Genomic DNA, 18,047 nt, shown 5'->3' with positions numbered 1-18,047 from the left:
TTTTTCTCCTTTGTTATCTATGAATCTTAATTTAATTATAACAAAAAACCGTTTTTCAACGGCTTTTTGACTGTGATTATTCTGATTTATATAGCTTTAAAAACTATCACCATTGCAACCCAGCTTCTCTAATTTCCTTTTTAGAGGCAAACTTTCCATTTGGTCGATGCCATCGTCCATTTCTATCTCTAAAGTAGCCACCTGTATTACTACTTTGTGATTCTTCTTCTGCTGGTGCTGGTGCTTCAGTTTCCTACTGTGTCTGTTCTTCTTTAGCCTTCTCTTCTGCTTCTTTTTTAGCTTTTTCTTGCGCTTCTTTTTCTTCAGCCTCTTTCTTAGCTTTTTCCTCGGCTGCCTTTTGCTCAGCGGCGCGTTCCTCAGCTGATTTGACTGTGTTCTTTGCAGTACCGTCAGCATAATTTATCTCTGCATTTGCTGAAACATTCTCTAAAGTTACATGGGTCACGGAATACTTATCAAGTTTTTCCTTACTACTACCTAATTTAATCTCGAGTAAATTCCCATCCGAATCAATCCCTACATACTGTAAGATAATCTGTCTTGGAATCAATTCATTATCCTTATAGACAGCTGTCACCTTATAGTCAAGGTAATAGTTTGGATGATTTGCAAGCCATGAATCAAGTCCATTTTCATAATAGAGCATGCTACTTTGATTTTTGTCATCCGTTCCAGTAAAGGCACCTGTATTTAACCAGGCTGTCATAGGAACTAGATTACGGCCTTCATCGTTAAGTCCACTAAATTGATACCCAACTAAATGACCGCGATTCATCAGCCAAGCCTCTTTAGAACCATCTCCGTAGTAAAATTTATAGTTATGCCATCCAACTGGATCAAAGGTTAATTTAGCTTCTCTCTTTTCTTTAGGCTCATCACTATCTTTTAGCTGAATGTGAGCATAAGTTGCACGAGATTTGGAATCCAGTTCTCCAAGTTCAAGTTGCTTTTCGTTTCTAAAAGTAAGTAAACCAGCTTCCTTGTACAATTTTGTATTATCCTGCGTAGTCTGTTCAGTCGTTACAGGTTCAGTTACTTTCGCCTCTTCCTTATGTTTCGAGCAACCAACTGATGTCAGCAACGATAGTAAAACAACAGAAGTCAAAACTATTCTTTTCATTCTATATTCTCCTAAATTATTAAAATATTTATTATATTGTTATTTTATACCATTTTATCATTTATAGTTTGTGTTTTCAAACAATTATATAAATTTTTTTATATAAAAATAGCATAAAAATCTAGTTATCCGCATAAAAACTGGACTTATCACACTTTATCAAGGTCAAAACCACTCAATTTACTACTAATTTACTACTTATGAATGAGCTTTGATACGACGATTTATCCTTGAAAAGTGAAGATATAAAGATACTTCCAATAAAATTTGAATATTTAATAGGTAGACACTTCAAAAAATGAGGTGTCTATTTTTTTACCCGATTTTGAAAGGAAGTGAACTTATGAAAACAAAAAATCAAGAATCAAAAGGTCGTTCCCCACTCTTTAAGACCATCAAACATTCATTCAGCCAATAAAAAAGAAAGGATAGGTAAAAATATGGAACTTAAATTTGTGATTCCCAACATGGAAAAAACATTCGGCAATTTAGAATTTGCTGGCGAGGATAAAGTCGTTCAGCGAAGAATCAACGGACGGCTAACTGTCTTATCAAGAAGCTATAATCTCTATTCTGATGTTCAAAGAGCAGATGATATTGTGGTGGTGCTTCCTGCTGAAGCTGGCGAAAAACATTTCGGCTTTGAGGAACGTGTGAAGTTAGTCAATCCACGTATTACCGCAGAGGGCTACAAAATCGGCACTCGTGGTTTTACAAATTACCTTTTACATGCTGACGACATGATAAAAGAATAAAGAAAGAGAGGAAAAATGATGAGATTAGCAAATGGCATTGTATTAGATAAAGACACGACTTTTGGAGAATTGAAATTCTCTGCTCTACGTCGTGAAGTGAGAATCCAAAATGAAGACGGGTCGGTTTCAGATGAAATCAAGGAACGTACCTATGACTTAAAATCCAAAGGACAAGGACGCATGATTCAAGTAAGTATTCCTGCCAGCGTGCCTTTGAAAGAGTTTGATTATAACGCACGGGTGGAACTTATCAATCCCATTGCGGACACCGTTGCTACTGCCACCTATCAAGGAGCAGATGTTGACTGGTATATCAAGGCAGACGATATTGTGCTGACAAAGGATTCTAGTTCATTCAAAGCTCAACCACAAGCAAAGAAAGAACCGACACAAGACAAATAGTCGCTAGGTAGAAAGGAGACTTTTTCGCATGAAACAGCGTGGTAAAAGGATTCGCCCATCTGGTAAAGATTTAGTCTTTCATTTTACGATAGCGTCACTCCTGCCTGTTTTCCTGCTGGTTGTCGGACTGTTTCATGTGAAGACAATCCAGCAGATCAACTGGCAGGATTTTAACCTATCACAAGCAGATAAGATTGACATTCCCTATTTAATTATCAGTTTCAGTGTCGCAATTCTTATCTGCTTGCTGGTAGCGTTTGTATTCAAACGGGTTCGCTATGATACGGTTAAACAACTTTACCACCGTCAAAAACTGGCAAAGATGATACTTGAAAACAAGTGGTATGAATCTGAACAGGTCAAAACAGAGGGTTTCTTTAAAGATAGTGCTGGTCGTACAAAGGAAAAGATAACCTACTTCCCTAAAATGTATTATCGACTTAAAAATGGCTTGATACAGATACGGGTGGAAATCACGCTGGGAAAATATCAAGACCAACTCTTACACTTGGAAAAGAAATTAGAGAGTGGCTTGTACTGTGAGCTGACGGATAAAGAGTTAAAGGATTCCTATGTGGAATATACTTTGCTCTATGACACCATAGCCAGTCGTATTTCTATTGATGAAGTAGAAGCTAAAGATGGTAAACTTCGCTTAATGAAAAACGTATGGTGGGAATATGATAAGCTCCCTCATATGTTGATTGCTGGTGGTACAGGTGGCGGTAAAACTTACTTTATACTGACACTGATTGAAGCCTTGCTTCATACAGATTCAAAACTGTATATTCTTGACCCGAAAAATGCTGACCTTGCGGACTTAGGTTCTGTGATGGCAAATGTCTACTATAGAAAAGAAGACTTGCTTTCTTGCATTGAAACATTCTATGAAGAAATGATGAAACGTAGTGAGGAAATGAAGCAGATGAAGAACTATAAGACTGGCAAAAATTATGCTTACTTAGGTCTCCCGGCACACTTCTTAATCTTTGATGAATACGTCGCTTTCATGGAAATGCTGGGAACAAAAGAAAACACCGCAGTTATGAATAAGCTGAAACAGATTGTCATGTTAGGTCGTCAAGCTGGCTTCTTTCTAATACTGGCTTGTCAACGTCCAGACGCAAAATATTTAGGCGACGGAATCCGTGATCAGTTTAATTTCAGAGTGGCTTTAGGTCGTATGTCTGAAATGGGCTATGGCATGATGTTTGGCAGTGACGTACAAAAGGATTTCTTCTTAAAGCGAATCAAAGGTCGTGGCTATGTTGATGTAGGAACAAGTGTCATATCAGAGTTTTATACTCCCCTTGTACCAAAAGGATATGATTTCTTGGAGGAAATTAAAAAGTTATCCAACAGCAGACAGTCCACGCAGGCGACGTGCGAAGCGGAAGTCGCAGGTGTGGACTGATCTTGCTGGCTGGTGTGGCAATAGCCACGCCAGCACTTAACCCCCCGTATCTAACAGGGGGGTACAAATCGACAGGAAACAGTCAAAAAAACATTAGAAAATCCTTTGGTTACAAGGGATTTACAAAATTTCAGCGTATGTCAAATGGGCTTTAAAAGTTGACATACGCCTTTTTGATTGGAGGGATTTTTACTGAATGAACAAACTTGGTTACAGCATTTAAAAGAAAAACGCTTGGCTTATGGACTATCTCAAAACCGTTTAGCTGTTGCGACTGGTATTACAAGGCAGTATCTAAGCGATATTGAAACAGGAAAAGTCAAGCCATCAGAGGATTTACAGCAGTCCCTTTGGGAAGCTCTGGAACGCTTCAATCCCGACGCTCCCCTTGAAATGCTGTTTGATTATGTAAGGATTCGCTTTCCGACAACAGACGTACAGCAGGTGGTCGAAAACATCTTACAACTGAAACTGTCCTATTTTCTTCATGAGGACTATGGTTTCTATTCTTATTCAGAGCATTATGCTTTAGGCGACATATTCGTCCTTTGCTCCCATGAACTGGACAAAGGAGTTCTGGTGGAATTGAAAGGTCGTGGGTGCAGACAATTTGAAAGCTATCTTCTGGCACAACAAAGAAGCTGGTATGAGTTCTTTATGGACGTTTTGGTGGCTGGCGGTGTGATGAAACGCCTTGACCTTGCCATTAACGATAAGACAGGGATTTTGAATATCCCTGTACTCACTGAAAAGTGCCAACAGGAAGAATGTATCTCCGTCTTCCGCAGTTTTAAAAGCTATCGCAGTGGCGAACTGGTACGCAAAGAGGAAAAGGAATGTATGGGAAACACCCTCTATATCGGTTCATTACAAAGTGAAGTTTATTTCTGTATCTATGAAAAGGACTACGAGCAGTACAAGAAAAATGATATTCCCATTGAAGACGCAGAAGTAAAAAACCGTTTTGAGATTCGATTGAAAAATGAGCGTGCCTATTATGCAGTCCGTGATTTACTCGTCTATGACAATCCAGAGCATACCGCCTTTAAAATTATCAATCGGTATATCCGTTTTGTAGATAAAGACGATTCCAAACCTCGTTCTGATTGGAAACTGAATGAAGAATGGGCTTGGTTTATTGGGAACAATCGTGAACGATTAAAACTAACCACAAAACCAGAGCCTTACTCCTTCCAAAGGACGCTGAACTGGCTATCTCATCAAGTTGCCCCGACCTTAAAGGTTGCGATTAAACTTGATGAAATCAACCAGACGCAGGTTGTAAAAGACATTCTCGACCATGCGAAACTGACAGACCGACACAAGCAGATTTTGAAGCAACAGTCAGTAAAAGAACAGGACGTGATAACGACAAAGAAATAACCTAAACACAAATTCATTGAATATAGAGAGGAGAACATTTTTATGAATTTTGGACAAAACCTTTATAACTGGTTTCTATCAAACGCTCAATCACTGGTACTTTTAGCAATCGTTGTGATTGGCTTGTATCTTGGCTTCAAGCGTGAGTTCAGTAAACTCATTGGCTTTCTCATTATTGCGATTATTGCGGTAGGCTTAGTCTTCAACGCTGCTGGAGTAAAAGACATTTTACTAGAGCTATTCAATCGCATTATTGGTGCTTAAATTAAACCGTTATTTTGTGGAATATAAGTGGTTTTCTTATGTTCCGCAAAAGAATGGTACACCAAACGAAGTGCGGTAGGGATTTTTGAATCTCTATAAAGAAAGGACGTGTGAATACATGGACGATATGCAAGTCTACATTGCCAATTTAGGCAAATACAATGAGGGCGAATTAGTTGGTGCATGGTTTACCTTTCCCATTGATTTTGAGGAAGTCAAAGAGAAAATCGGCTTGAATGATGAATATGAGGAATACGCCATTCATGATTACGAGTTACCCTTTACGGTTGACGAATACACTTCTATTAGCGAACTCAATCGCCTATGGGAAATGGTATCGGAGTTGCCAGAAGAACTACAATCGGAGCTATCTGCTCTGCTCACTCATTTTTCAAGTATTGAAGAATTAAGCGAACATCAAGAAGATATTATCATTCATTCCGATTGTGATGATATGTCTGACGTGGCACGCTACTACATTGAAGAAACGGGTGCTTTAGGCGAAGTGCCAGCCAGTCTTCAAAACTATATTGATTATGAATCCTATGGTCGGGATTTAGACCTTTCGGGAACGTTTATCTCAACCAATCACGGGATTTTTGAAATCGTCTATTAAATCTGTCGGTACATTCTTACTGGCAGATTTTCTTGTTTACGGGGTAGTCAAAAGACTATCCCCATTTTTATGAAAGGATTGATTACATGAAGAAAATACGAAGCTATACCAGTATCTGGTCTGTTGAGAAAGTGTTGTACTCCATCAATGACTTTAGACTTCCGTTTCCCATAACCTTTACGCAAATGACATGGTTTGTCGTGTCACTCTTTGCAGTTATGATACTTGGCAACTTGCCCCCTCTTTCTATGATAGAGGGAGCATTTCTCAAATACTTTGGGATTCCTGTGGCTTTCACATGGTTTATGTCTACAAAAACCTTTGATGGTAAAAAGCCTTATGGATTTTTGAAGTCTGTCATTGCTTATGCACTGCGACGAAAACTGACCTATGCAGGAAAAAAAGTAACGCTTGGCAGAAACCAGCCACAAGAAGCCATTACAGCAGTTAGGAGTGAATTTTATGGCATATCCAATTAAATATATTGAAAACAATCTGGTCTGGAATAAAGATGGGGAATGTTACGCTTACTATGAGCTTGTTCCCTACAATTACTCATTTCTAAGTCCGGAACAGAAAATACAAGTACATGATTCTTTCAGACAGCTTATCGCACAAAATCGTGATGGCAAGATTCATGCTTTACAAATCAGTACAGAATCCAGCATACTTTCTGCACAAGAACGTTCCAAAAATGAAGTCACTGGAAAGCTCAAAACGGTTGCCTATGACAAAATCGACCAACAGACAGACGCTTTAATATCCATGATTGGCGAAAATCAAGTGGACTACCGTTTCTTTATCGGTTTTAAGTTGCTTCTCAACGATCAGGAGTTTTCTATGAAAAGTCTTACCGTTGAAGCAAAAAATGCTTTTACTGATTTTGTCTATGATGTGAACCATAAGCTGATGGGCGATTTTGTTAGTATGAGTAATGATGAAATCCTGCGTTTTCAGAAGATGGAAAAGCTTTTAGAAAATAAAATCTCCCGTCGTTTCAAAATCCGAAGATTAGATAAGGACGACTTCGGCTATCTGATTGAACACCTTTACGGACAGACAGGCACTGCCTATGAAGAGTATGAGTATCCTCTATCAAAGAAAAAGCTGGAACATGAAACACTGATTAAAACCTATGACCTCATTAAGCCTACTCGCTGTCTGGTGGAAGAAAAACAGCGATATTTGAAAATCCAGCAGGAAGACGAAACCGCCTATGTAGCTTACTTTACCATCAACAGTATTGTCGGCGAACTGGACTTCCCGTCCTCTGAAATCTTCTACTACCAGCAACAGCAATTTACCTTTCCGATTGATACGTCAATGAATGTGGAAATTGTAGCGAATCGTAAAGCCCTATCTACTGTCCGCAATAAAAAGAAAGAACTGAAAGACTTGGATAACCACGCTTGGCAAAGTGATAATGAAACCAGCTCCAATGTGGCGGAAGCTCTGGAAAGTGTGAATGAGCTGGAAACCAATTTAGACCAAAGCAAGGAATCTATGTACAAGCTGTCTTATGTGGTAAGGGTATCAGCAAATGATCTTGACGAACTCAAACGTCGTTGTAATGAAGTGAAAGATTTTTATGACGATTTAAGCGTAAAACTGGTACGACCATTTGGGGATATGCTCGGCTTACATGAAGAATTTTTACCTGCCAGCAAGCGTTATATGAATGATTATATTCAATACGTGACCTCTGATTTCCTCGCTGGTTTAGGTTTTGGTGCTACTCAAATGCTGGGGGAAAATGAGGGGATTTATGTTGGCTACAGCTTAGATACTGGACGCAATGTCTATCTGAAACCTGCTCTTGCCAGTCAAGGGGTTAAGGGTTCAGTAACCAATGCGTTAGCGTCGGCTTTTGTTGGTTCGCTGGGTGGTGGTAAATCCTTTGCGAATAACCTTATCGTCTATTATGCGGTGCTTTATGGGGCACAAGCAGTGATTGTAGACCCAAAAGCAGAACGTGGCAGATGGAAAGAAACCTTGCCAGAGATTTCCCATGAAATCAATATCGTCACTCTGACTTCTGATGAGAAAAACAAAGGCTTACTTGACCCTTATGTGATTATGAAAAATCCCAAAGATTCTGAATCACTGGCTATTGATATTCTGACATTCCTTACGGGGATTTCCTCTCGTGATGGGGAACGCTTCCCAATCCTTAGAAAAGCCATTCGTGCAGTAACCAATAGTGAAGTACGAGGGTTGATGAAAGTGATTGAGGAATTACGGGTTGAGAATACGCCACTAAGTACCAGTATAGCCGACCATATCGAAAGTTTTACAGACTATGACTTTGCACATTTATTATTCAGTAATGGTTATGTGGAGCAGTCTATCAGCTTAGAAAAACAACTGAACATTATACAGGTTGCGGACTTGGTACTTCCCGACAAGGAAACTTCCTTTGAGGAATATACCACTATGGAGCTTTTATCCGTTGCTATGCTGATTGTCATTAGTACCTTTGCTTTAGACTTTATCCATACAGACCGAAGCATTTTCAAGATTGTAGATTTAGACGAAGCATGGAGCTTTTTACAGGTAGCACAAGGAAAAACACTATCTATGAAGCTGGTTCGGGCTGGTCGTGCTATGAACGCTGGGGTATATTTCGTGACCCAAAATACAGACGACCTCTTAGATGAAAAACTGAAAAATAACCTCGGCTTAAAATTTGCATTTCGTTCCACTGACCTTAACGAGATTAAAAAGACCTTAGCCTTTTTTGGTGTAGACCCAGAGGACGAAAACAATCAGAAGCGATTGCGTGATTTGGAAAACGGGCAATGCCTTATCAGTGATTTATATGGTCGTGTCGGTGTGATACAGTTCCACCCTGTATTTGAAGAACTGCTCCATGCCTTTGATACCAGACCACCTGTGCGAAAAGAGGTGTAAATGTGAAACCATCAATAGTAAACAGAATAAAATCAAACTGGACGCTGAAACGTCTAGGTAAAGTGGCAATGACAGTGGCTTTCACACTTGTGATTGCCATTTTTCTTTTAGCCATGCTGGGAACGGTGGTTCAAGCTGCGGGCTTGGTAGATGATACGGTCAATGTGGCAAATGAATACAGCCGATACCCACTTGAAAACTATCAACTGGATTTTTATGTGGATAATAGCTGGGGCTGGCTTCCGTGGAACTGGTCGGACGGGATTGGAAAACAGGTCATGTATGGACTATATGCCATTACCAATTTTATTTGGACAATCAGTTTGTATGTTTCCAATGCGACAGGTTACTTAGTACAGGAAGCCTATTCCTTAGACTTCATTTCCGCTACAGCAGATTCCATTGGTAAGAATATGCAGACCTTAGCTGGTGTGAGTGCAAACGGATTTTCAACAGAGGGTTTCTATGTTGGATTCCTCTTACTCTTGATTTTGGTTCTTGGGGTTTATGTTGCCTATACGGGACTGATAAAGAGAGAAACCACAAAGGCAATTCATGCCATTATGAATTTTGTGCTGGTGTTTATCCTATCGGCTTCCTTTATTGCCTACGCTCCCGACTACATTAAAAAAATCAATGACTTTTCATCAGACATCAGTAATGCCAGTTTATCACTTGGCACGAAGATTGTCATGCCCCATTCCGATAGTCAAGGCAAGGACAGCGTGGACTTAATCAGAGATAGCCTGTTTTCCATACAGGTTCAGCAACCGTGGCTACTGCTTCAATACAACAGTTCAGACATTGAAAGTATCGGTATTGACCGTGTGGAAAGCCTGCTCTCCACCAGCCCAGATTCCAACAATGGCGAAGACAGAGAAAAAATTGTTGCGGAAGAAATTGAAGACAGAAGCAATACCAATCTAACCATTACAAAGACCATTAACCGTTTAGGTACAGTCTTCTTCCTATTTGTCTTCAATATTGGGATTTCCATATTTGTATTCCTATTAACAGGAATCATGATTTTCTCGCAGGTACTTTTTATCATCTATGCTATGTTTCTGCCTGTGAGCTTTATTTTAAGCATGATTCCATCATTTGATGGTATGTCAAAACGAGCCATAACAAAGCTCTTTAATACCATTTTGACACGAGCTGGAATCACATTGATTATTACGACAGCATTTAGTATTTCAACCATGCTCTATACCTTATCGGCTGGTTATCCGTTCTTTTTGATTGCTTTTCTACAGATTGTGACCTTTGCAGGAATCTACTTCAAGCTGGGCGATTTAATGAGTATGTTTTCTCTACAGAGTAACGATTCTCAAAGTGTGGGAAGTCGTGTGATGAGAAAACCTCGTATGCTTATGCACGCTCACATGCACCGTCTACAGCGGAAACTTGGACGTTCCATGACTACTCTAGGGGCTGGGTCTGCCATTGTTACAGGTAAAAAAGGACAGTCGGGTTCGGGGAGTTCTGCAAGGACACAAGCAGATCACTCCCGACCAGACGGAAAGGAAAAATCAACACTTGGAAAACGTATCGGTCAAACCATCGGTACAGTAGCTGATACCAAAGACAGAATGGTAGACACTGCTAGTGGTTTGAAAGAACAGGTTAAAGATTTGCCGACCAATGCAAGATATGCAGTATATCAAGGAAAATCCAAAGTAAAAGAGAATGTCCGTGATTTAACCAGTAGTATTTCTCAAACCAAAGCGGACAGAGCCAGTGGACGCAAGGAACAGCAGGAACAAAGGCGAAAAACCATTGCGAAGCGTCGCTCTGAAATGGAACAGGTCAAACAGAAAAAACAGCCTGCTTCTTCTGTTCATGAAAGACCGACTACAAGACAAGAACAATATCATGATGAACAGACCTCAAAACAGTCTAATATTCAGACTTCATATAAGGAATCTCAACAAGCCAAACAAGAGCGTCCAGCAGTTAAGTCCGATTTTTCAAGTCCAAAAGTGGAACGCCAAGGCAATACCGTTCAAGAAAAAACCGTTCAAAAGCCAGCAACTTCAACCACTACAGCAGATAGAACTTCACAACGTCCAATCACAAAAGAACGTCCGTCTACTGTTCAAAGAGTACCACTACAAAATACAAGAAGTAGACCACCAATCAAAACCGCCACCATTAAGAAAGTCGGTAAGAAACCATGAAGTTGAAAACTTTAGTGATTGGTGGTTCTGGATTATTCTTGATGGTCTTCTCACTGCTTCTGTTTGTTGCCATTTTATTTTCAGATGAACAGGACAGCGGAATTTCCAATATTCATTATGGAGGTGTGAATGTTTCCGCAGAAGTGCTGGCTCATAAGCCTATGGTAGAAAAATATGCCAAAGAATATGGCGTTGAAGAATATGTCAACATACTTCTTGCGATTATACAGGTGGAATCGGGCGGTACTGCGGAAGATGTTATGCAGTCCTCGGAATCCCTCGGTCTTCCACCTAATTCATTGAGTACAGAAGAATCCATTAAGCAAGGTGTGAAGTATTTCAGTGAATTATTAGCCAGTAGCGAAAGGCTCAGTGTAGATTTAGAATCGGTTATCCAGTCCTACAATTATGGTGGTGGTTTCTTAGGGTATGTGGCTAATCGTGGAAATAAATATACCTTTGAACTGGCTCAAAGTTTCTCAAAAGAGTATTCAGGTGGCGAAAAAGTGTCTTACCCCAATCCCATAGCCATACCTATCAATGGGGGCTGGCGATACAACTATGGCAATATGTTTTATGTGCAACTGGTAACGCAGTATCTTGTCACAACAGAGTTTGATGATGATACGGTACAAGCCATCATGGACGAAGCACTGAAATATGAGGGCTGGCGATACGTTTACGGTGGAGCTTCCCCGACTACTTCTTTTGATTGTAGCGGACTGACACAATGGACGTATGGAAAAGCTGGAATTAACTTACCACGAACCGCACAACAGCAATATGATGTGACCCAGCATATCCCACTATCGGAAGCACAAGCTGGCGATTTGGTTTTCTTTCATTCTACCTATAACGCTGGCTCTTATATTACTCATGTTGGGATATACCTTGGCAATAACCGTATGTTTCATGCAGGCGACCCAATCGGTTATGCCGACTTAACAAGCCCCTACTGGCAACAGCATTTAGTGGGAGCAGGACGAATCAAACAATGAGAAAGGAAGATTTAATGATGAAATTTAGAAAAAATCAGAATAAAGAAAAACAGATACCAAAGGAAAAGAAACCTCGTGTCTACTATAAGGTCAATCCTCATAAAAAGGTTGTGATTGCCTTGTGGGTACTTTTAGGGCTTAGTTTCAGCTTTGCGATATTCAAGCACTTTACAGCTATAGATACTCATACTATTCACGAAACAACTATCATAGAAAAGGAATACGTTGATACTCATCATGTAGAAAATTTTGTAGAGAACTTTGCGAAAGTCTACTATTCATGGGAGCAATCCGATAAGTCCATTGATAATCGAATGGAAAGTCTAAAAGGCTATCTGACAGATGAACTTCAAGCTCTCAATGTTGATACAGTACGCAAAGATATTCCTGTATCGTCTTCTGTAAGAGGATTTCAGATATGGACGGTAGAGCCAACTGGCGACAATGAGTTTAATGTAACCTACAGTGTAGACCAGCTCATTACAGAGGGAGAAAATACAAAGACCGTCCACTCTGCTTATATAGTGAGTGTCTATGTAGATGGTTCTGGAAATATGGTACTGGTTAAGAATCCGACCATTACCAACATACCTAAGAAATCAAGTTATAAACCAAAAGCCATTGAAAGTGAGGGGACGGTTGATTCCATTACAACCAATGAAATCAATGAGTTTTTAACGACGTTCTTCAAGCTCTATCCTACAGCGACAGCCAGTGAACTTTCCTACTATGTGAATGACGGGATATTAAAACCAATCGGAAAAGAGTACATCTTTCAAGAACTGGTAAATCCTATTCACAATCGTAAGGATAATCAAGTCACGGTATCGCTGACAGTGGAGTATATCGACCAGCAGACCAAAGCAACGCAGGTATCTCAATTTGATTTGGTACTTGAAAAGAACGGGAGTAATTGGAAGATTATAGAATAACAAATATTGGTACATTATTACAGCTATTTTGTAATCACGTACTCTCTTTGATAAAAAATTGGAGATTCCTTTACAAATATGCTCTTACGTGCTATAATTTAAGTATCTATTTAAAAGGAGTTAATAAATATGCGGCAAGGTATTCTTAAATAAACTGTCAATTTGATAGTGGGAACAAATAATTGGATGTCCTTTTTTAGGAGGGCTTAGTTTTTTGTACCCAGTTTAAGAATACCTTTATCATGTGATTCTAAAGTATCCGGAGAATATCTGTATGCTTTGTATGCCTATGGTTATGCATAAAAATCCCAGTGATAAAAGTATTTATCACTGGGATTTTTATGCCCTTTTGGGTTTTTGAATGGAGGAAAATCACATGAAAATTATTAATATTGGAGTTTTAGCTCATGTTGATGCAGGAAAAACTACCTTAACAGAAAGCTTATTATATAACAGTGGAGCGATTACAGAATTAGGAAGCGTGGACAAAGGTACAACGAGGACGGATAATACGCTTTTAGAACGTCAGAGAGGAATTACAATTCAGACAGGAATAACCTCTTTTCAGTGGGAAAATACGAAGGTGAACATCATAGACACGCCAGGACATATGGATTTCTTAGCAGAAGTATATCGTTCATTATCAGTTTTAGATGGGGCAATTCTACTGATTTCTGCAAAAGATGGCGTACAAGCACAAACTCGTATATTGTTTCATGCACTTAGGAAAATAGGTATTCCCACAATCTTTTTTATCAATAAGATTGACCAAAATGGAATTGATTTATCAACGGTTTATCAGGATATTAAAGAGAAACTTTCTGCCGAAATTGTAATCAAACAGAAGGTAGAACTGTATCCTAATATGTGTGTGACGAACTTTACCGAATCTGAACAATGGGATACGGTAATAGAGGGAAACGATGACCTTTTAGAGAAATATATGTCCGGTAAATCATTAGAAGCATTGGAACTCGAACAAGAGGAAAGCATAAGATTTCAGAATTGTTCTCTGTTCCCTCTTTATCATGGAAGTGCAAAAAGTAATATAGGGATTGATAACCTTATAGAAGTTATTACTAATAAATTTTATTCATCAACACATCGAGGTCCGTCTGAACTTTGCGGAAAAGTTTTCAAAATTGAGTATTCGGAAAAAAGACAGCGTCTTGCATATATACGTCTTTATAGTGGCGTACTGCATTTGCGAGATTCGGTTAGAATATCGGAAAAGGAAAAAATAAAAATTACAGAAATGTATACTTCAATAAATGGTGAATTATGTAAAATTGATAAGGCTTATTCCGGGGAAATTGTTATTTTGCAGAATGAGTTTTTGAAGTTAAATAGTGTTCTTGGAGATACAAAGCTATTGCCACAGAGAGAGAGAATTGAAAATCCCCTCCCTCTGCTGCAAACGACTGTTGAACCGAGCAAACCTCAACAAAGGGAAATGTTACTTGATGCACTTTTAGAAATCTCCGACAGTGACCCGCTTCTGCGATATTATGTGGATTCTGCGACACATGAAATCATACTTTCTTTCTTAGGGAAAGTACAAATGGAAGTGACTTGTGCTCTGCTGCAAGAAAAGTATCATGTGGAGATAGAAATAAAAGAGCCTACAGTCATTTATATGGAAAGACCGTTAAAAAAAGCAGAGTATACCATTCACATCGAAGTTCCACCGAATCCCTTCTGGGCTTCCATTGGTCTATCTGTAGCACAGCTTCCATTAGGGAGCGGAGTACAGTATGAGAGCTCGGTTTCTCTTGGATACTTAAATCAATCGTTTCAAAATGCAGTTATGGAGGGGATACGCTATGGCTGTGAACAAGGATTGTATGGTTGGAATGTGACGGACTGTAAAATCTGTTTTAAGTATGGCTTATACTATAGCCCTGTTAGTACCCCAGCAGATTTTCGGATGCTTGCTCCTATTGTATTGGAACAAGTCTTAAAAAAAGCTGGAACAGAATTGTTAGAGCCATATCTTAGTTTTAAAATTTATGCGCCAAAGGAATATCTTTCACGAGCATACAACGATGCTCCTAAATATTGTGCGAACATCGTAGACACTCAATTGAAAAATAATGAGGTCATTCTTAGTGGAGAAATCCCTGCTCGGTGTATTCAAGAATATCGTAGTGATTTAACTTTCTTTACAAATGGACGTAGTGTTTGTTTAACAGAGTTAAAAGGGTACCATGTTACTACCGGTGAACCTGTTTGCCAGCCCCGTCGTCCAAATAGTCGGATAGATAAAGTACGATATATGTTCAATAAAATAACTTAGTGTATTTTATGTTGTTATATAAATATGGTTTCTTGTTAAATAAGATGAAATATTCTTTAATAAAGATTTGAATTAAAGTGTAAAGGAGGAGATAGTTATTATAAACTACAAGTGGATATTGTGTCCTGTATGTGGAAATAAAACACGATTAAAGATAAGGGAAGATACTGAATTAAAAAAATTCCCCCTCTATTGTCCGAAATGCAGACAAGAAAATTTAATTGAAATAAAGCAGTTCAAAGTAACTGTGATTACAGAGCCAGACGCAAAGACGCAGAGCCGATAAAATGAGATTAATACAATCTCATTTTATCGGCTCTTTCCGTTATGTATGGATTCTTTTAATTAGTCTTCGATGTTTCTTGCTTCGTTGATACCGCTGGCTAAAGATTCCATTAAGGATAGTTCTTTGTCTGTAAAGCTATCCATGTATTTCTCTATCTGTAATCGTCGGGTGCTTTTTACCAAGTTATTAGCAGGTAGGGGTCCCGAGCGCCTACGAGGAATTTGTATCGATAAGAAATAGATTTAAAAATTTCGCTGTTATTTTGTACATTTAACTTGACGGTGACATCTCTCTATTGTGAGTTATTAGTGGTACAGTTTTCAACCGTTTTAATTATAAAAAAGTGGTGCATTTTTAAATTGGCACAAACAGGTAACGGTTATTGCAGGTGTATTTCTTATCTATGGGTTTAACATGGATTTTATCATTAAAATCATGAGTATTGTCCGAGAGTGATTGGTCTTGCGTATGGTTAACCCTAAAGTTATGGAAATAAGACTTAGAAGCAAACTTAAGAGTGTGTTGATTGTGCATTATCTTAAAATTTTGTATAATAGGAATTGAAGTTAAATTAGATGCTAAAAATTTGTAATTAAGAAGGAGGGATTCGTCATGTTGGTATTCCAAATGCGTAATGTAGATAAAACATCTACTGTTTTGAAACAGACTAAAAACAGTGATTACGCAGATAAATAAATACGTTAGATTAATTCCTACCAGTGACTAATCTTATGACTTTTTAAACAGATAACTAAAATTACAAACAAATCGTTTAACTTCTGTATTTATTTATAGATGTAATCACTTCAGGAGTGATTACATGAACAAAAATATAAAATATTCTCAAAACTTTTTAACGAGTGAAAAAGTACTCAACCAAATAATAAAACAATTGAATTTAAAAGAAACCGATACCGTTTACGAAATTGGAACAGGTAAAGGGCATTTAACGACGAAACTGGCTAAAATAAGTAAACAGGTAACGTCTATTGAATTAGACAGTCATCTATTCAACTTATCGTCAGAAAAATTAAAACTGAACATTCGTGTCACTTTAATTCACCAAGATATTCTACAGTTTCAATTCCCTAACAAACAGAGGTATAAAATTGTTGGGAATATTCCTTACCATTTAAGCACACAAATTATTAAAAAAGTGGTTTTTGAAAGCCATGCGTCTGACATCTATCTGATTGTTGAAGAAGGATTCTACAAGCGTACCTTGGATATTCACCGAACACTAGGGTTGCTCTTGCACACTCAAGTCTCGATTCAGCAATTGCTTAAGCTGCCAGCGGAATGCTTTCATCCTAAACCAAAAGTAAACAGTGTCTTAATAAAACTTACCCGCCATACCACAGATGTTCCAGATAAATATTGGAAGCTATATACGTACTTTGTTTCAAAATGGGTCAATCGAGAATATCGTCAACTGTTTACTAAAAATCAGTTTCATCAAGCAATGAAACACGCCAAAGTAAACAATTTAAGTACCGTTACTTATGAGCAAGTATTGTCTATTTTTAATAGTTATCTATTATTTAACGGGAGGAAATAATTCTATGAGTCGCTTTTGTAAATTTGGAAAGTTACACGTTACTAAAGGGAATGTAGATAAATTATTAGGTATACTACTGACAGCTTCCAAGGAGCTAAAGAGGTCCCTAGCGCCTACGGGGAATTTGTATCGATAAGGAATAGATTTAAAAATTTCGCTGTTATTTTGTACAATAAGGATAAATTTGAATGGTACCATAAACGACCGTTTATGGTACCTTTTCATTTTCCTGCTTTTTCTAAATGTTTTTTAAGTAAATCAAGTACCAAAATCCGTTCCTTTTTCATAGTTCCTATATAGTTATACTTAATGAGTTATGGTACATTTAAATTATAAAATTAAGGAGGTTTTTTTATGATTTTTGGCTATGCTCGAGTGAGTACGGATGATCAAAATCTTAGTTTACAAATTGATGCACTTACTCATTATGGAATTGATAAATTATTTCAAGAAAAAGTAACTGGTGCGAAAAAAGACCGACCGCAATTAGAAGAAATGATCAACCTACTACGTGAAGGAGATTCTGTTGTCATTTACAAGTTAGATCGAATTTCACGATCAACTAAACATTTGATTGAACTTTCTGAATTATTTGAAGAACTTAGTGTCAATTTTATATCTATTCAAGATAACGTAGATACTTCAACGTCTATGGGAAGATTCTTTTTCCGAGTTATGGCTAGTTTAGCAGAACTGGAACGGGATATTATTATTGAACGAACTAACTCTGGTCTTAAGGCAGCCAGAGTCCGAGGAAAAAAAGGGGGCCGTCCAAGTAAAGGTAAGCTATCAATTGATTTAGCTTTAAAAATGTATGACAGCAAAGAGTATTCTATTCGTCAAATTCTTGATGCCTCTAAATTAAGCAAAACAACCTTTTACCGTTACCTCAATAAAAGGAATGCTTAAGAT

At 38.2% G+C, this 18,047-nt stretch carries 16 protein-coding genes and 4 pseudogenes; 18 read left to right on the top strand and 2 right to left on the bottom strand.

The features are described from left to right. Positions 1-106: 106 nt before the first annotated feature. A pseudogene (locus QEZ38_RS04050) lies at positions 107-1,141 on the bottom strand (DNA/RNA non-specific endonuclease). A 440-nt stretch (positions 1,142-1,581) separates the two neighbouring features. Here QEZ38_RS04050 and QEZ38_RS04045 point away from each other — a divergent pair. The 14 genes and pseudogenes from QEZ38_RS04045 (at position 1,582) to QEZ38_RS03975 (ending at position 15,577) form a co-directional block, all read left to right on the top strand. Further along, positions 1,582-1,896, top strand: a complete 315-nt coding sequence (locus QEZ38_RS04045; RefSeq protein ID WP_000420682.1) for a YdcP family protein — start codon at positions 1,582-1,584, stop codon at positions 1,894-1,896. Positions 1,897-1,911: 15 nt separating this feature from the next. Then, positions 1,912-2,298, top strand: coding sequence for a YdcP family protein (locus QEZ38_RS04040; RefSeq protein ID WP_000985015.1), 387 nt, complete (start codon positions 1,912-1,914; stop codon positions 2,296-2,298). A 28-nt stretch (positions 2,299-2,326) separates the two neighbouring features. Further along, on the top strand, positions 2,327-3,712 hold the full coding sequence (locus QEZ38_RS04035) for an FtsK/SpoIIIE domain-containing protein (RefSeq protein ID WP_000813488.1): 1,386 nt from the start codon (positions 2,327-2,329) through the stop codon (positions 3,710-3,712). Between the two features lie 177 nt (positions 3,713-3,889). Then, entirely contained in the window at positions 3,890-5,095 is a 1,206-nt protein-coding gene (gene mobT, locus QEZ38_RS04025; RefSeq protein WP_000398284.1) for a MobT family relaxase, read from the top strand. A gap of 42 nt (positions 5,096-5,137) precedes the next feature. Next, positions 5,138-5,359 (top strand): hypothetical protein, encoded by a 222-nt coding sequence (locus QEZ38_RS04020; protein WP_001009056.1) that lies wholly within the window; start codon positions 5,138-5,140, stop codon positions 5,357-5,359. 118 nt (positions 5,360-5,477) lie between these two features. Continuing rightward, positions 5,478-5,975: an antirestriction protein ArdA gene (locus tag QEZ38_RS04015; RefSeq protein WP_002345010.1), complete on the top strand. Its 498-nt coding sequence runs from the start codon at positions 5,478-5,480 to the stop codon at positions 5,973-5,975. Between the two features lie 86 nt (positions 5,976-6,061). Beyond that, on the top strand, positions 6,062-6,454 hold the full coding sequence (locus QEZ38_RS04010; RefSeq protein WP_002345009.1) for a conjugal transfer protein: 393 nt from the start codon (positions 6,062-6,064) through the stop codon (positions 6,452-6,454). Then, the gene (tcpF, locus tag QEZ38_RS04005) at positions 6,438-8,885 is read left to right on the top strand and encodes a conjugal transfer ATPase TcpF (protein WP_050197513.1); all 2,448 of its coding nucleotides are present in this window, start codon (positions 6,438-6,440) and stop codon (positions 8,883-8,885) included. Before QEZ38_RS04010 ends, tcpF begins: the two co-directional genes overlap by 17 nt. Positions 8,886-8,887: 2 nt before the next feature. Then, complete coding sequence (locus QEZ38_RS04000) at positions 8,888-11,065, top strand: CD3337/EF1877 family mobilome membrane protein (protein WP_000804748.1); 2,178 nt, start codon at positions 8,888-8,890, stop codon at positions 11,063-11,065. After that, complete coding sequence (locus QEZ38_RS03995; RefSeq protein WP_000769868.1) at positions 11,062-12,063, top strand: bifunctional lytic transglycosylase/C40 family peptidase; 1,002 nt, start codon at positions 11,062-11,064, stop codon at positions 12,061-12,063. Before QEZ38_RS04000 ends, QEZ38_RS03995 begins: the two co-directional genes overlap by 4 nt. Continuing rightward, on the top strand, positions 12,060-12,995 hold the full coding sequence (locus QEZ38_RS03990; RefSeq protein WP_001224320.1) for a conjugal transfer protein: 936 nt from the start codon (positions 12,060-12,062) through the stop codon (positions 12,993-12,995). Before QEZ38_RS03995 ends, QEZ38_RS03990 begins: the two co-directional genes overlap by 4 nt. Before the next feature lie 313 nt (positions 12,996-13,308). Beyond that, a pseudogene (locus tag QEZ38_RS09820) lies at positions 13,309-13,356 on the top strand (hypothetical protein); the annotation flags it as partial. Positions 13,357-13,371: 15 nt separating this feature from the next. After that, complete coding sequence (tet(M), locus tag QEZ38_RS03980) at positions 13,372-15,291, top strand: tetracycline resistance ribosomal protection protein Tet(M) (protein WP_044812736.1); 1,920 nt, start codon at positions 13,372-13,374, stop codon at positions 15,289-15,291. Positions 15,292-15,409: 118 nt separating this feature from the next. Next, positions 15,410-15,577: a cysteine-rich KTR domain-containing protein gene (locus tag QEZ38_RS03975; RefSeq protein ID WP_000336323.1), complete on the top strand. Its 168-nt coding sequence runs from the start codon at positions 15,410-15,412 to the stop codon at positions 15,575-15,577. A gap of 59 nt (positions 15,578-15,636) precedes the next feature. Here QEZ38_RS03975 and QEZ38_RS03970 read toward each other — a convergent pair. Then, positions 15,637-15,774 (bottom strand): annotated as a pseudogene (locus tag QEZ38_RS03970) (XRE family transcriptional regulator); the annotation flags it as partial. Between the two features lie 283 nt (positions 15,775-16,057). Here QEZ38_RS03970 and QEZ38_RS03965 point away from each other — a divergent pair. The 4 genes and pseudogenes from QEZ38_RS03965 to QEZ38_RS03950 form a co-directional block, all read left to right on the top strand. After that, positions 16,058-16,141 (top strand): annotated as a pseudogene (locus QEZ38_RS03965) (MLS leader peptide); the annotation flags it as partial. Positions 16,142-16,189: 48 nt separating this feature from the next. After that, positions 16,190-16,273: a 23S rRNA methyltransferase attenuation leader peptide gene (locus tag QEZ38_RS03960; RefSeq protein ID WP_001814874.1), complete on the top strand. Its 84-nt coding sequence runs from the start codon at positions 16,190-16,192 to the stop codon at positions 16,271-16,273. Between the two features lie 124 nt (positions 16,274-16,397). Further along, a complete protein-coding gene (gene erm(B) / locus QEZ38_RS03955; protein ID WP_001038790.1) occupies positions 16,398-17,135 on the top strand; it encodes a 23S rRNA (adenine(2058)-N(6))-methyltransferase Erm(B) in 738 nt (245 codons plus the stop codon). Positions 17,136-17,489: 354 nt separating this feature from the next. After that, positions 17,490-18,044: a recombinase family protein gene (locus QEZ38_RS03950; protein ID WP_000576156.1), complete on the top strand. Its 555-nt coding sequence runs from the start codon at positions 17,490-17,492 to the stop codon at positions 18,042-18,044. Positions 18,045-18,047 lie beyond the last annotated feature (3 nt).

It is taken from the genome of Streptococcus taonis (assembly GCF_029948085.1).
Lineage (GTDB): Bacteria > Bacillota > Bacilli > Lactobacillales > Streptococcaceae > Streptococcus > Streptococcus taonis.
This window is presented reverse-complemented; position numbering and strand designations above follow the sequence as displayed.